This is a genomic window from Nostoc sp. C052, assembly GCF_013393905.1.
Classification (GTDB): Bacteria; Cyanobacteriota; Cyanobacteriia; order Cyanobacteriales; family Nostocaceae; genus Nostoc.
The window spans coordinates 6,587,024-6,601,502 of the sequence record NZ_CP040272.1 but is presented as its reverse complement, the minus strand read 5'-3'; the positions used below and the strand labels follow the sequence as shown (position 1 = coordinate 6,601,502).

Annotated in this window: 10 protein-coding genes and 1 tRNA gene; 3 read left to right on the top strand and 8 right to left on the bottom strand. The window is 42.3% G+C overall.

The annotated features are described in order from the left end of the window. Positions 1-229 precede the first annotated feature (229 nt). Complete coding sequence (locus FD723_RS27210) at positions 230-2,122, top strand: serine/threonine-protein kinase (protein WP_179068148.1); 1,893 nt, start codon at positions 230-232, stop codon at positions 2,120-2,122. A 554-nt stretch (positions 2,123-2,676) separates the two neighbouring features. Here the strand turns inward: FD723_RS27210 and FD723_RS27205 are convergent. The 6 genes from FD723_RS27205 to pdhA all read right to left on the bottom strand — a co-directional run bounded on the left by FD723_RS27205 (position 2,677) and on the right by pdhA (position 8,633). Then, positions 2,677-3,627, bottom strand: a complete 951-nt coding sequence (locus tag FD723_RS27205; protein ID WP_179068147.1) for a MoxR family ATPase — start codon at positions 3,625-3,627, stop codon at positions 2,677-2,679. Positions 3,628-3,741: 114 nt separating this feature from the next. Beyond that, entirely contained in the window at positions 3,742-4,827 is a 1,086-nt protein-coding gene (locus FD723_RS27200; RefSeq protein ID WP_179068146.1) for a DUF4350 domain-containing protein, read from the bottom strand. A gap of 266 nt (positions 4,828-5,093) precedes the next feature. After that, the gene (gene fba / locus FD723_RS27195; RefSeq protein WP_094348068.1) at positions 5,094-6,173 is read right to left on the bottom strand and encodes a class II fructose-bisphosphate aldolase; all 1,080 of its coding nucleotides are present in this window, start codon (positions 6,171-6,173) and stop codon (positions 5,094-5,096) included. A 322-nt stretch (positions 6,174-6,495) separates the two neighbouring features. Further along, a tRNA-Lys gene (locus FD723_RS27190) sits at positions 6,496-6,567 on the bottom strand. 61 nt (positions 6,568-6,628) lie between these two features. After that, positions 6,629-7,498 carry an aldose epimerase gene (locus FD723_RS27185; RefSeq protein WP_179068145.1) on the bottom strand — a complete coding sequence of 290 codons (870 nt, stop codon included), beginning with the start codon at positions 7,496-7,498 and terminating at the stop codon, positions 6,629-6,631. A 100-nt stretch (positions 7,499-7,598) separates the two neighbouring features. Then, positions 7,599-8,633: a pyruvate dehydrogenase (acetyl-transferring) E1 component subunit alpha gene (gene pdhA, locus FD723_RS27180; protein ID WP_179068144.1), complete on the bottom strand. Its 1,035-nt coding sequence runs from the start codon at positions 8,631-8,633 to the stop codon at positions 7,599-7,601. Positions 8,634-9,500: 867 nt separating this feature from the next. On the opposite strand from pdhA, the gene FD723_RS27175 reads away from it, so the two are divergent. Together FD723_RS27175 and FD723_RS27170 are read left to right on the top strand one after the other, a co-directional pair. Continuing rightward, on the top strand, positions 9,501-11,807 hold the full coding sequence (locus FD723_RS27175; RefSeq protein ID WP_179068143.1) for an IMS domain-containing protein: 2,307 nt from the start codon (positions 9,501-9,503) through the stop codon (positions 11,805-11,807). Positions 11,808-12,028: 221 nt separating this feature from the next. After that, positions 12,029-12,649 (top strand): hypothetical protein, encoded by a 621-nt coding sequence (locus FD723_RS27170; RefSeq protein ID WP_179068142.1) that lies wholly within the window; start codon positions 12,029-12,031, stop codon positions 12,647-12,649. Positions 12,650-12,664: 15 nt separating this feature from the next. Here FD723_RS27170 and dhaL read toward each other — a convergent pair whose 3' ends face one another. Further along, a complete protein-coding gene (dhaL, locus tag FD723_RS27165; RefSeq protein WP_179068141.1) occupies positions 12,665-13,309 on the bottom strand; it encodes a dihydroxyacetone kinase subunit DhaL in 645 nt (214 codons plus the stop codon). Between the two features lie 45 nt (positions 13,310-13,354). Continuing rightward, entirely contained in the window at positions 13,355-14,431 is a 1,077-nt protein-coding gene (gene dhaK, locus FD723_RS27160; RefSeq protein ID WP_179068140.1) for a dihydroxyacetone kinase subunit DhaK, read from the bottom strand. Positions 14,432-14,479: the final 48 nt, after the last annotated feature.

Below are 14,479 nucleotides of genomic sequence, written 5' to 3'. Positions count from 1 at the left end.
ACATCAGGAACCAATTTCAACTACCAAAGGTCTTAATTTTAAACATTTTATCAAATTGTCAGCCTTAGTTTTATGTTAAGCTGAGTATAATTAGATAAACAACTAGTAGCATATATTACAACTATTCATCTAACCTACGAAGCAAGTAAAAAGATGTATTATTTGTAATAATAGTATTATCTCTGACTAAAGTTAAAACTTTAACGTAACTTAAGATGGGTTGCCCCAGATGAAATCCCCACCTTCTTCAAATTCTTGGAATGGTCGCTTAGTAGGTGATAACCAGCGATACCGTTTAGACAGACGGTTAGGCGGGGGTGGCATGGGAGAAGTCTTCCTAGCAACGGATACCCGTGTCGGTCAACAGGTAGCTTTGAAGTTGCTCAAAGATACGCTGGTGGCATCACAAGAAATGAGAAAGCGTTTTGAGCGTGAGGTGGCAGTTTGTGCTGCTTTGCAAAGTGATCATATCGTCAAAATTAGTGACTGTGGTGTAACTCCAGAAGGTTTTCCATTTTATGTGATGGAATATTTGCGGGGGCAAACGCTCAGGCAATTACTGCTGCGCGAAAAGCGGCTATCTGTTGAGCGGACGGTAAAGATTATGGCGCAAGTTTGTAAGGGTCTACAACTTGCTCATCAAGGAGTTACTCTGCAACGGGAAGGTGGCAAAACTACTGAGCATATTCAGGTAGTTCACCGCGACTTAAAGCCAGATAATATATTTTTGACGCCTACAGATTTGGGAGAGTGGGTCAAGGTTTTGGATTTTGGTGTTGCCAAAATTCGTAGTGAATCTTCAGAAAATTCCAATATTACAAATATAACTAGTACATTTATCGGTACGTTTCGTTACGCACCTCCCGAACAAATCCAAAGCGATCAAAACTTGGATGCCAGGGGTGATATTTACAGCTTAGGGATTATCCTTTATGAAATGCTGAGTGCAGCCGATCCATTTGGAATCAGCATTAAGGGTAGTCATATCAGTGAGGCTTCTTGGGTATTGGCTCATGCTTATGAGCCACCAAAACCACTGCGATCGCAACCAGGATGTGAGCATTTACCCGTACAATTGGAAGCCGTGGTGATGAAATGCCTCCACAAAAACCCAGCTAACCGATTTGCAACTGTAGAAGAACTCAGTCAGGCTTTGCAATCTGCTGCCAAATTTATTACGGGCAATACTAGTGTACCCGGACAGATTACTGGGCGATCGCAATCTTTCGACAATCAAGGTTCAAATCACGAAACTATTCCCAGACAATCGAACGACGACACCATTCTGCGTCCTCCATCTGCATACAATCAGGGTTCAAATCACGAAACTATTCCCAGACAATCGAACGACGACACCATTCTGCGTCCTCCATCTGCATACAATCAGGGTTCAAATCACGAAACTGTTCCCAGATCATTTAAGCCGATTGAGCAAAACCAACCTGAAGAAACTGTTCCTCCTATTCAACCTGAGTACAATCAAGGTTCAAATCACGAAACTGTTCCCAGACCGTTTAACCCAGTTGAGCAAAATCAACAGAGTCCTGTGAATAATCCGAACACCAGCAAACCAGACGTAACGTTATATCAACCACGACAGACATCTACTCAAGGTGGACAACAAGTACCACCTGATAAAACACTGTTTCAGCCACGACAGGCATCTAATCAAGGTGGGCAACAATTGCCACCAGATAAAACCCTGTTTCAGCCACGACAGGCATCTAATCAAGGTGGGCAACAAGTGCCACCAGATAAAACCCTGTTTCAGCCACGACAGGCATCTAATCAAGGTGGGCAACAAGTGCCACCAGATAAGACACTGTTTCAACCACGACCAGCGTCTAATCAAGGCAGACCACAAGTGCCACCAGATGTGACGTTGTATCAACCTCGGGCTGCATCTCATCAAGGCAGACCACAAGTGCGAACCGATGACACTATTTACCAACCAAGGCTAAATGAGCAGCTAGCTACGAGAATTACTCCCAATTTCTTGCGAATCCTGGGAGTGATTTTGGCCATTGGAGTGACTTTAGCATTAGTAACCTATATATATACTCAATCGCAATCTCGTAAAGAGCCAAGCAACCAGCAAAATTTACCTAATAACAGAATTTAGAAATAATCAGCCCAAAAGACGGTTAGAAATCAGTAGACTTCTTGCATAAGTCGGGTAAAGGGTAAGGGTTAAAGGGAAAAGGGATAGAATTAACATTCCCCTTTAACCTTTCCCCCTTTCCCCACCTCTTGCAAAAGGCACTTTTGCAAGAGGTCTAATATGCTAGTCGTCTCTCCCTTAGCACCTTAAAACCCAAGCATATTGGGTTTTCGAGACGCGATAAATCGCCGTATCTACCAATACTTTTCGGATAAACCCAACAATCTCTATTTTGATCTGGGGAAAGGTTAAAGGTGAAGGGGTAAGGGTTTGAATTTACCTTTACCCCTTCCCCTTTCTCCCAAAACCCGAAAAGTATTGCCGTATCTACAAGTGTTTTGGCCTTATCTGAACTATATTGCCTTAAAACCAAAATTTCCTATGTCAGAATTTACTATTGTATAGAAATAACTCTTGTGGGGTGGGCGTCCCGCCCGCCCAGTTTATTATATGGTGGGCAAGATGCCCACCATATAATATTGGGTAATTTATTTCTTGGAAGTCCCAAATAGTTTTTATCTTGGAACTGGTACTTGATTAATTACCGAGGCAATTACTGCATCAATTTGTAAACCATCCAGCATTGCTTCTGGTTTCAAAATGAGGCGATGACGTAGTAGTGGCGATGCAACTGCTTTAACATCATCTGGTGTGACAAAATCTCTTCCAGCTAACCAAGCTAGGGCTTGAGATGTTTGCAACCAAGCACCGGCGGCGCGAGGCGATGCGCCCAAAGTTAAATCAGGATATTGACGTGATGTTCTCACCAACGCCAACAAATAATCAACGATCGCTTCTGATACTTTAACTTCTTTGACTGCTTGTCGTGCTTGCAAAATGTCAGCGATTGTTGCGATTGGTTTTAAACGGCTAATATCCAAACGCCGTGCTGCAAAACCCGCCTGACGATTGAGTAACATTTGTTTTTCAGCAGCTTGGTCGGGGTAATCTACCACCAGCTTAAATAAAAATCTGTCCAACTGCGCTTCTGGTAAGGGATAAGTGCCTTCAAATTCAAGAGGATTTTGGGTTGCAATCACCCAAAATAAATCAGGTAATGGTAAACTTTCACCATCCAGCGTTACCTGCATCTCTTCCATTGCTTCTAGTAGCGCCGCTTGTGTCTTGGGAGGAGTACGATTAATTTCGTCTGCTAGCAGCACTTCAGTAAATATTGGCCCTTTTTTCAAAGTGAAATTGCGGCTATTCAAATCAAAAATATTTGTACCAGTAATATCTGAAGGTAAAACATCTGGTGTTAATTGAATCCGGCGAAACTCCCCTTGAATTAACTGCGCCAACACTTTTACTAGGAGGGTTTTACCAGTTCCCGGTACTCCTTCTAAAATTACGTGCCCACCTGATAGTAGTGCTACTAAAAGTTGTTGTATTAGGCTAGATTGTCCAACAATTACTTGATTAAGACTTTGACCAAGGCGAATTAAGATCGGATGAGTTTCGCTCATATTTTTTATTGATAAATAACTAACGAAAAAATATTATATGCATAATTCCAAAAATTAATTACGAATTACGTTAGCGCAGCGGTAGCGAGTAATCGAGCGTCTGTAGGAGCGTCATTACGAATTACGAATTAATCTAATGGTTCGCCATTTCCCCAACCAGCTTAACAGGTCTTGTTCACTGATGGGTTGTTTGCGAGATTGTAGCTTTAAAACTGCATCTAGTTCTGCTGCACTTGCACCTGTTTTTTCGATCCAAAAATTGATCAAGGCTTCACGTTCTAAAAGTATTTGTCCTAATCCTAAGGCTTTTTGGAGTTGTAGTTGTTCTTGTTTACCCACCATCTCTACAACAAAGTCGGTGGTATCAGCTTTCTGTAAGACTCCAGCTAAAGCTTGGATATATGCCTCGCTGTTATCTGTAACTGGTATATCTAAAGCTACTGGCTTACCAAAACGGCGATTCTGCGCCCAAATTAGCACTAATAGCAAGATACCTACCTGCACTAATATTGGCAATAAAGGAGTTTTAGCAAAAAAGCTAGATAAATCTCCTTCGTTTTCTTTCTTCCTGACATCTGAATCTTTATAACCGTGGATGTATTCATCGACAAAGATTGTGTTATTTTTTTCAGTTACTAGACTAGCTAGATACTTGAAATTACTTAAATTATCTTGGTAAGCATTGGCGGCTAAATAAGGAGTGGTAGAAAAAATCACTTTTCCTCGTTCGTAATTTTCTTTCCAGACAACAGCACCAAAGCGATCGCCTAAATCAACTTGCTCCTGTTTAGCTCTCTTATTTCGTCTACTTGTATCAATTTTGATATTACCCTGGGGAGATTTCTGCATAGTGCTAAACTCCGCTTCAGTAACCCGCGCTCCCGCACCCAAAATGACCAAAGTATTTCCTTTTTCTACCCATTCACGCTCTTTACTACCCAGTATCGTCTCCCCGCCTACCTGGAGGAGGGTAATTGGGCTATTTTCTGGCTTAATATCACTAAAAGGCTTTTGCCAGCGTTTAATAGAAGTTCCCTGTTGTTGCATAAAAGCATACCAAGCACCATAGCCATCAGGGGCGTGGTTATAAGTAGAACCAGCATTAAGTTTAGTATTATTGGGAGCCGCGAACAAACTAAGTAGAACCATCGCAAATAGTGCGATCGCTCCGATCCAAGCAAGGCGATTTGGACGTTTCATTTTTGACTTTCACTCTAAACCATTGAGGGATTTGAACAACCTCTCAATAGTTTAGAGTTTTGAGGGTAAATTTTAATTACTCTTGGGAAGAACTAAGCGCGATCGCTCTTGATAACTCCCAAAACAGAAGATTAGCCACTTTAGACATCAGCTTATTTTGCAAATAAAACAAAAAACCGGGTAAACACCCGGTTTCTGACAACATTAAAATCCTCAGTTTTTTAGGAGCATAACAGCGCTATGCCCCTATTTATTAGCTGTCAAAATTAAACTTTAGCAGCTGCTTTGGTAACAACGTTGAGTTCACCTTTAGCATACTTAGCAGCAAAATCTTCCAAAGAAATTTGCTTAATCTTGCTGGCGTTGCCAGCAGTACCAAATTGCTGATAGCGTTCAGCACAAACCTTCTGCATGTATGTAATGGAAGGCTTGAGGAAGTGACGGGGGTCAAACTCCTCTGGTTTTTTAGCCAAAGCTTCACGGACAGCAGCAGTAATAGCTAAACGGTTGTCGGTGTCGATATTTACTTTACGTACACCACTCTTAATGCCTTTTTGGATTTCTTCTACAGGTACACCGTAGGTTTCAGGAATTGCACCACCATATTGGTTAATCAGTGCTAGCAAATCTTCAGGTACAGAAGAAGAACCGTGCATTACCAAGTGGGTGTTAGGCAGACGGCGGTGAATTTCTTCAATGCGGCTGATTGCCAAAATTTCACCTGTCGGCTTGCGGGTAAACTTGTAAGCACCGTGGCTAGTGCCAATGGCAACAGCCAAAGCATCTACTTGGGTTGCTTCTACGAATTCAACAGCTTCATCAGGGTCGGTTAGCAGTTGAGAGTGGTCGAGTGTACCTTCAAACCCGTGACCATCTTCAGCTTCACCAGCACCAGTTTCTAGAGAACCCAAACAACCGAGTTCACCTTCAACGCTGACACCCAAAGCATGAGCTACATTTACAACTTCGCGGGTAACATTAACGTTGTACTCGAAGCTAGCGGGAGTCTTAGCATCAGCTTCTAAAGAACCATCCATCATCACGCTGGTGAAGTTGTTCTTAATTGCTGAGTAGCAGGTAGCAGGAGCATTCCCATGATCTTGGTGCATGACAATGGGAATGTGAGGATAGGTTTCTACTGCTGCCAAAATTAGGTGGCGCAAGAAGTTTTCTCCTGCATAAGCACGAGCGCCGCGTGAAGCTTGCAAAATTACGGGGCTATCTGTCTCGACAGCAGCCTTCAGGATTGCCTGAATCTGCTCCAAATTGTTAACGTTGAAAGCTGGAATGCCGTAACCGTTTTCAGCTGCGTGATCCAACAGCAGCCGCAGTGGTACAAGCGCCATAGATAGTCCTCCTAATGTGGTTGTCAGCTAATCGGTCTGAGAGAAGCGTAATGATTACGCTAAATCTTAAGAGTTTTTTCAACTTATAGGAAATTATAACTAGTGTCGTGTGTCTATGTTGAAAAAGTTTACGTCATAGTTACTATAAAAAAGTCCTATACTCGCTCCCTACTGCTGTACTATGCCCCATACACGCTCTTTACTGCTGTACATTTAGCTACCCTATAACTAGTAGCTTTGGTAGCCCAGTATCCCAAATGCTTTTTACTAAAATTATAAAGAGGAGCGATCGCCCCTTCATTTCATCCAATAAATTTTTGTATGGGTCGCCCGGGATTCGAACCCGGAACTAATCGGTTAAAAGCCGAGTACTCTACCGTTGAGTTAGCGACCCTTTTGCTGCGTTTCGCAACTTTGCCATCATAGCATATACATCTGTAGATTTGTAAAGGGATTTAGAAAAAATTTGCCGTTAACCTTACAGATACAGTGTGGCTAGCTCCTGGTGCTAACACAGTCAGGTTATCACCAGTATTGAGAGAGTTACGAGTCGCACTCCACGGCTCTAGACAGTAGAATTCTTTGCCTTTGACTGTCCAAAATACCAGGTAGGTGGAGAAATCATCATAATCCAAGGTGAGTTTTAACTTCCGGCTGCGATCTATCGCAGTGGCCGATTGACTCGTTAGCTGTCCAAAGGCAAAATCAATTTCATCACGGCTAAAGTCAAAATTGCCGTCAAAGAAGTGAAATTCTTTAGTTTGATTGTCTTGATACTGCTGAGAGGGAATTTCAAGCTCTAACTGAGTTTTATCACCACACAGAAAGTACGGATGGAAACCAGCCGAAAAGGGCATTGGTGTGGATGACAAGTTTTTATACTTCTGGCGGACTTCTAGGGTATTACCTTGAAGTTCGTATGTGAAAGCCAGTTGAAAATCAAAAGGATAAACAGCCTTGGTTTGCTCATTGCTATTCAGAACGACAGTCAGACTAGCTTTATCTCCAGTTTCTTGTTCTGTTGCTAACCACGGCAATTCACGAGCAAAACCGTGTTGCTTGAGAGTATATTTTTGACCGTTATGAGTGTAAGTATCATCTGGTAGATTGCCACAAATAGGAAACAAAATTGGATTTCCACCTCTGACACTCAACTCAGGATGAGTAAAGCGTTCAGTATCCAGATAGAAAATTTCTTGCCCTTGAATGCGCCAACGAGTGATGATCCCACCGCGTTCGGGTACGACTTCCAACTGAGAACCAGCGGCTTCGTCAGAAAGAATATAGGTCTTGTACTGTTGCTGTTGAACTGCAATGCTAAACACAAATTTTAGTCCTGGGTAAGGTGGAGTGCTGAGTACGCAGTGCTGAGTTCTGAGTAGAATAAAAAATACTCAGCACTCAGCACTCATAACTCAGCACTGTTTATTCGTCTTCTGCAAACACGAAACGATATAACTCGCTGGGGTCTGGTTCAGGGCTGCTTTCGGCAAACTTAACGGCGTCGTCGATTACATCCTGAATTTTACGGTCAATGGCTTTAATCTCTTGCTCATCCGCCAGACTTTGCTCCAGCAAATAAGCTGCCAACTTCTTAATTGGGTCACGGGCAAACCAAAATTCTTTCTCCGCTTTGCTTCGCATTTCATCTGGATCTGCCAAGGAATGACCCCGGAAGCGGTAGGTAAGTGCTTCAATTAATGTTGGGCCTTCACCTGCTCGGGCACGGGCTACAGCTTCTTGTGCCACGGATCGGACTGCTAGTACATCCATACCATCAACTTCTACGCCCACCATGTTAAACACACTGGCTTTTTTATAAATCTCTGGCTGGGAAGTGGCTCGTTCATGAGACATCCCAATGGCCCACTTATTATTTTCGACCACAAAAAGAATTGGCAGTTTCCAGAGTGCAGCCATATTTAGTGTCTCGAAAAACTGACCGTTGTTAGCAGCACCATCGCCAAAAAAGCAAGCTGTCACTTGGTCAGCACTTTCATCTCCCAGTACTTCGCGGCGGTATTTGCTTTGAAAAGCCGCTCCAGCGGCTACAGGAATTCCCTCAGCTACAAAAGCGTAACCACCTAGCAAGCGATGTTCGGCAGAAAACATGTGCATGGAACCACCGCGCCCTTTGCTGCAACCTGTGGCTTTGCCAAATAATTCTGCCATTACCTCTCTTGCTGGTACACCCGCACTTAGAGCATGAACGTGGTCGCGGTAAGTACTACAGACGTAATCTTCACCCGGTCGCATGGACTGGACAACACCGCTGCAAACGGCTTCTTGACCGTTGTACAAATGGACAAAACCAAACATTTTGCCCCTGTAGTACATTTCAGCGCACTTGTCTTCAAACAAGCGCCCTAATACCATATCCTCATACAACCGTAACCCTTCTTCCTTCGTAATGTGCGTAGTAGCAGGATTAAATGTGGGTAAAGTACGCTCTTGAACCATTATTTTTGAGTATCCCTGTTGTACAACTTAAAGTTACGGTCTTAAAATAAGTTGGTCTGATAACAACTAAGCTTTTAACAGGCTAGCGTTTGCAAGACTCAACAATCAAACTTTATTTATGCACCAAAAAAGGGTCTTAGGGAATAGCTGAAGTTTTAATTTTTGATTTTTAACTTTTCAGCCCATACCCCGTGAGGATTTGACTCTAACGGCAATATTTACCGCTTTGGGTTTTTCTCTCTCACCTATAGAGTGCTGAGTAACGAGTGCTGAGTAAAAAGATTCATAAGTATTACGTCTTACTCAGAACTCATAACTTAGAACTCAGCACTCAGCACTCCTAAATATTCCCCTTCATAGACTAGCAATCAAGATAGGCTGCTTTCTGCATATCCATTAACAATTTAAAAAAAAGAAGCAAAAGTCTTTGTACCCAAATCGATAATTGTAATTAAAGGTTAATTATGATATGATTTGCTTCTCCTGTTATCAGGGTCTAATCCTCAATAGTGGTATTTTTGCTACCCTCTACTGGGAAAGTCCCGAAAAAATCAATTATCAATAGATTCTTGCAACCACAACATTTATGCCGTGATTAAAAGCGGTAGTTGTGGTTTGTGATATCGAAGGCTGATAATAGTTGTGTTAAACAAAAATACTAAGAAATAAGACAAAAAATTGAGGCTTTCTAGGCGAAAACAAAAAATTAGTACTAGAATGTGACTCAAAATTTCAGGAAGGTACAAAACAAGTTGTTGCAATATACACTTGTAGAGTAAATTCTATACGGCACTGTTATGGCACGGTTTTACAGGCCTGGAACGCTCTAGGTGAATTATGTTGATCACGGTGCAGGGGAAGTAGGCTGTGCGAATTCCGCTAGATTACTACCGAATTTTAGGACTACCGTTAGCGGCAAGTGAAGAACAATTGCGGCAGGCATACAGCGATCGCATTGTACAATTGCCTCGACGTGAGTATTCTCAGGCAGCAATTTCTTCTCGTAAACAACTCATAGAAGAAGCTTACGTGGTTTTATCAGATCCAAAACAACGCAGTACCTACGATCAGCTTTATCTTGCTCACGCCTATGACCCTGATAACCTTGCTGCTGCCGCAGTAGCACTGGAAAATCGTCCAGAAAGCACCAAACGGGGTAGTGACATCCAAAGTCTGGGTATCGAAATTACCCAAGACGAATTAGTTGGCGCTTTATTAATTTTGCAGGAGTTGGGGGAATACGAACTTGTACTAAAACTAGGTCGTCCGTACCTGGTAAATAAAAATGGTGCTACAAGTGCAAGAAAAAGCAATAATTTAGCAGACGAAGAAATACACGAAAGTGCTGAACATCCCGATGTTGTTCTCACTGTTGCTCTTGCTTGTCTAGAATTAGGTCGTGAACAGTGGCAGCAAGGTCACTACGAAAATGCCGCCATATCCTTAGAAACTGGTCAAGAACTGTTAGTACGCGAAGGGTTATTCTCAAGTGTCCAGGCGGAAATTCAGGCGGATCTTTACAAATTGCGGCCATATCGAATTTTGGAGTTGTTGGCACTGCCTCAAGAGAAAACTGCCGAACGCAGCCAAGGTTTAGAATTATTACAAAATCTCTTAGAAGATCGTGGCGGAATTGATGGCACGAATAATGATGACTCTGGTTTAAATATAGATGACTTTCTGCGTTTTATCCAGCAGTTACGCAACCACTTAACAGTCGCAGAACAACACAAGTTATTTGAAGCCCAAAGCAAACGTAATTCTGCTGTTGCCACTTACTTAGCTGTTTATGCCTTGATAGCACGGGGATTTGCTCAACGGCAACCGGCTTTAATTCGTCAAGCAAGGCAAATGCTCATACGTCTGGGTAAGCGCCAAGATGTACATTTAGAACAGTCGCTATGTGCTTTACTCTTAGGACAAACTGAAGAAGCAACCCGTGTTTTAGAACTTAGTCAAGAGTACGAAGCTTTAGCTTTTATTCGCGAAAAATCTCAAGACTCTCCAGATTTGTTACCAGGGCTGTGTCTATATGCAGAACAGTGGTTGCAACACGAAGTATTTCCCCATTTTCGAGATTTAGCAAATCAGCAAGCTTTTCTAAAAGATTACTTTGCTAACCAACAGGTACAAGCTTATTTAGAAGCACTGCCAACGGATGCAGAAACCACTAATGAATGGGCTGTAATTAACCCCCAATATTTTCCCAAGCCGCAGACCAATAATTCGCCTTTCCCTAACAATTCAACTAGGAATTCCGGGAAATTTAATCACAACAGAACACCTGACCTAGATTTGCCAGAAACACCAACAAAAGAAACACCTGAATATTCAAATTTCTCACCACCTATATGGAATTCATCAGAGAGTGTCAAATCAGAGGTTCCTGCTGCTGAACGGATGAGTAGAGGCACAAAGGAGCATTTGAACGGTTCAGCTAAAAGTGCTACACCCAATCATAATCAAAAGCGTCGCCGGAGAAAACCAACTCCATCTGCTAGCCGAGTACGTGTACCAGATAATCGCCCTCATTCTCGTCGTCCCCGGCGGCGGCGAACCTTTGCTAACACCATCGAAGGGAAAACACGGCTGGTATGGAGAGTATTTATTTCTTTGGTGAGTCTATTAGTTTTCTGGGTGTTAGCCACAACAACTTTTGGATGGTTAAAAAATCTGTTTTTTCCTACACGAACTCCACCTGTTTCACAATTGTTTATACAAATAAATGAACCACCAACACTTATTCCCCCTCCAGGTAGTAAACCACAACCAACAGATGGCCCTTTAACAGATGCAACGGCAGAAGAAGTTATTCAGAATTGGCTATCTACCAAAGCCGAAGCTTTAGGGCCGAATCATAAGATTAATAATTTAGAGAATATTTTAACTGGTTCCGCTTTGTCTCAATGGCGGCTGATTGCTCAACAAGATAAGACAGACAACCGCTATCGCAAGTACGATCATAGTCTGAAGGTGGAATCTGTAGAGAAAATTGAGTTATTTGCAGATCGTGCCGCAGTGGTAGCTACGGTGAAGGAAGCGACACAGTTATATGAAAATGGTCAGTTTCAAAAGTCTTCTAACGAGAATTTGCGAGTTAGGTATGATTTGATTCGAGAACGAGGTAAGTGGCGTATTCAGAGTGCATCTGTTGTGAATCAGATAATTAGATAAGTTGGAATTTTGAAGTTATCTCTATAACTTAGCTCTGCGCTGAAATGTTCTCTTAGAAGGCTTTAATAATTCAGTAATCTGACAAATCAACAATATCACAAGACAAATTTGTATAGCTTGAGAAAGCTAATTCCCAGAAATCGTCGTCTGATTATGGTGATTTCACTGAATTCTGTGGGAATACTTATAAATAGAAGCTTAAATATTCCTCGAAGAGCATTATGTTTGGAAAGATTGCAGCAGCGTTTCAGGAGTCTAGACAATTTCTAAAAAGAAGCCTAGAAGAATACATTATATTTAGCTCAGGTGCTAAACAGTTGACTTTGACCAAAAAAATGGTTTTACTTCTTTGTCAACAAGCCGAATCTAGAGTTGAGCAATTAAAAAGTCTAAAACCACACTCTGAAGAGGGACTTATTGCAACAATAGAATACAATAAGATTCAAGTAAAATTACATTTTACTCCTGAGAAAATAACTCTTAATGAAGATTATCTTGAAGGGGAACTTCGCTTATTGAAACCTCCTGAATTTGATACTGAATCCATTGCTTATCGTTACCTCATTGCAGGTTGGAAAACATTTTTAGGAGGTAAACTTCCCAATGAAGCTTTACCAAAAGAGGTTAGAATTGAAAATGATAAGGTTTACTATACTCTTGCTCGAAATCAATTGCAGCTTTTAGATGACCTCTTCTATAGTCTTGAAAATGGTTCTACTTTGATTACTAACCTTAAACAAGGAAATTTAACTATTGAAACTTCAGTAGCTTTGAGTTGGAATAATATCAAGCTTCAAAATCTACTTCAACTTCTGAATCTCAAAGTAAAAATAGAGAAATAGTTTTTATTTAAGGCTTTACTCTTTGTCAAAGGAACTTTCTAACACCCCTAGTAAACTTTTCAACATCAAATAAGCAGAAGTCCCTCCTGGGTCTGGATGTCCAATACTCCGTTCACCCAGGTAGCTAGCCCGTCCCTTTTTCGCCTGCATTGGTATAGTTTCCTGCAACCCACTTTGGGCTGCTGCTACAGCCTTTTGCATAGCTTCTAGTGTCCCCTTATTTTCTTCTACAGCTTGCCTAAAAGCGGCTACAGCCGGAGATAGCACATCAATCATCGTTTTGTCTCCTAGTTGCGCTTTGCCGCGTTGTAGCACACCGTCTAAGCCTGCTTGGAGTAGTCCTAAAATATCTTGTTCTGTTAATTCTTGCTTACCAACTACTGCTGTACTGGCTCGTAAAAACCAGGTGCCATAAAGAGGCCCACTAGCACCGCCAATGGAAGAAATTAAGGTCATACTCACAGCTTTGAGAATGCTGCTGATGTCTTTGTCTGTAATAGTTGGTAACTGAGCGCTTACCTTTTTGAAGCCGCGATCCATATTGATCCCGTGATCAGCATCTCCGATCGCAGCATCTAATTCTGTCAAATATGCTTTATTCTGCTCTATCTCGGTTGCATAAGCCTGCAACCATTGCAATATCTGCGTTTGACTCAACATAATTCGTAATGACGCTCCTACGTTGCTACCGCTACGCTAACGTAATTATGAAATTCCCCAGCGCCAACTTGGCGTTTTTACTGGTGCGTCCCATAACCGGATCATCTCATCATCTAATTTCAGCAGGGTAATGGAACAACCTTGCATTTCTAGAGATGTGATGTAAGGGCCTATCAAGTTTCGCACAATTTGCAATCCTTGCTGTTCGCAGATTTGGGCGAGTTTGCGGTAAACAAGATACAGTTCGGAAATCGGGGTTCCACCCATACTATTGACGAAAGCTAACAAGCGATCGCCTTTGGCAAATGGGAGATTTGTTAGTTCTACATCTACCCATTGTTCTTTGTCTTCATCCCACTCGCGGAGTATGCGGCTGTATGCTGCATCCTCAAGGAGCGATCGCGTCAAAATTTCGGTAATCTCGTCAACTGGTTTGATGGCTGTACGCTCTGTTCCTGGTTCACCGTGAATACCGATACCTAATTCGATTTCGCGATCGCTCAATTCAAATGTTGGCGTTCCATTGGCAGGTACTGTACAAGATGTTAGAGCAATTCCCATACTCCGCCCATTCAGATTGACTCGGCGACATAAATTTGCTATTTGTGGCAAATCATACCCAGCCTCAGCCGCAGCGCCACAAATTTTTTCCGCCAGGATTGTTGTTCCGACACCCCGCCGTCCTTGGGTATAGAGGCTATCTTTCACTGCTACATCATCATCAATCAAAATATTTAGCACTCGAATGCCTTCACCACGGGCTAACTCTGTTGCGATCTCAAAATTCATCACATCGCCACTGTAATTTTTGACGATATAAAGGATACCTGAACCTCCATCTACAAACTTTGCTGCTTCTAGCATTTGGTCGGGAGTCGGTGAAGTGAAAACCTCGCCAGGACAAGCTGCATCCAGCATTCCTTTGCCCACGAAGCCAGCGTGCATCGGTTCATGTCCACTGCCACCACCAGAAATAATTGCTACTTTACCCTGTATTGGTGCATCGGCTCGATAGACAAAAGTCGGATCGTAGTTCAGTTTAATTAAATCGGAATGAGCCGCCGCCATACCTTCTAGACTTTCCCGCACGAAGTCTTCCGGCTTGTTGATCAGCTTTTTCATAATCCGTGTTTGGTTAAAAGGGTGGTAAAATCCAGGTTATAGTGCTTC

Bases quoted from the DNA above. Each gene is read 5' to 3' on its own strand.
- FD723_RS27210 (WP_179068148.1), top strand. From the start codon at position 230: ATGAAATCCCCACCTTCTTCAAATTCTTGGAATGGTCGCTTAGTAGGT.
- FD723_RS27205 (WP_179068147.1), bottom strand. From the start codon at position 3,627: ATGAGCGAAACTCATCCGATCTTAATTCGCCTTGGTCAAAGTCTTAAT.
- FD723_RS27200 (WP_179068146.1), bottom strand. From the start codon at position 4,827: ATGAAACGTCCAAATCGCCTTGCTTGGATCGGAGCGATCGCACTATTT.
- fba (WP_094348068.1), bottom strand. From the start codon at position 6,173: ATGGCGCTTGTACCACTGCGGCTGCTGTTGGATCACGCAGCTGAAAAC.
- pdhA (WP_179068144.1), bottom strand. From the start codon at position 8,633: ATGGTTCAAGAGCGTACTTTACCCACATTTAATCCTGCTACTACGCAC.
- FD723_RS27170 (WP_179068142.1), top strand. From the start codon at position 12,029: ATGTTTGGAAAGATTGCAGCAGCGTTTCAGGAGTCTAGACAATTTCTA.
- dhaL (WP_179068141.1), bottom strand. From the start codon at position 13,309: ATGTTGAGTCAAACGCAGATATTGCAATGGTTGCAGGCTTATGCAACC.
- dhaK (WP_179068140.1), bottom strand. From the start codon at position 14,431: ATGAAAAAGCTGATCAACAAGCCGGAAGACTTCGTGCGGGAAAGTCTA.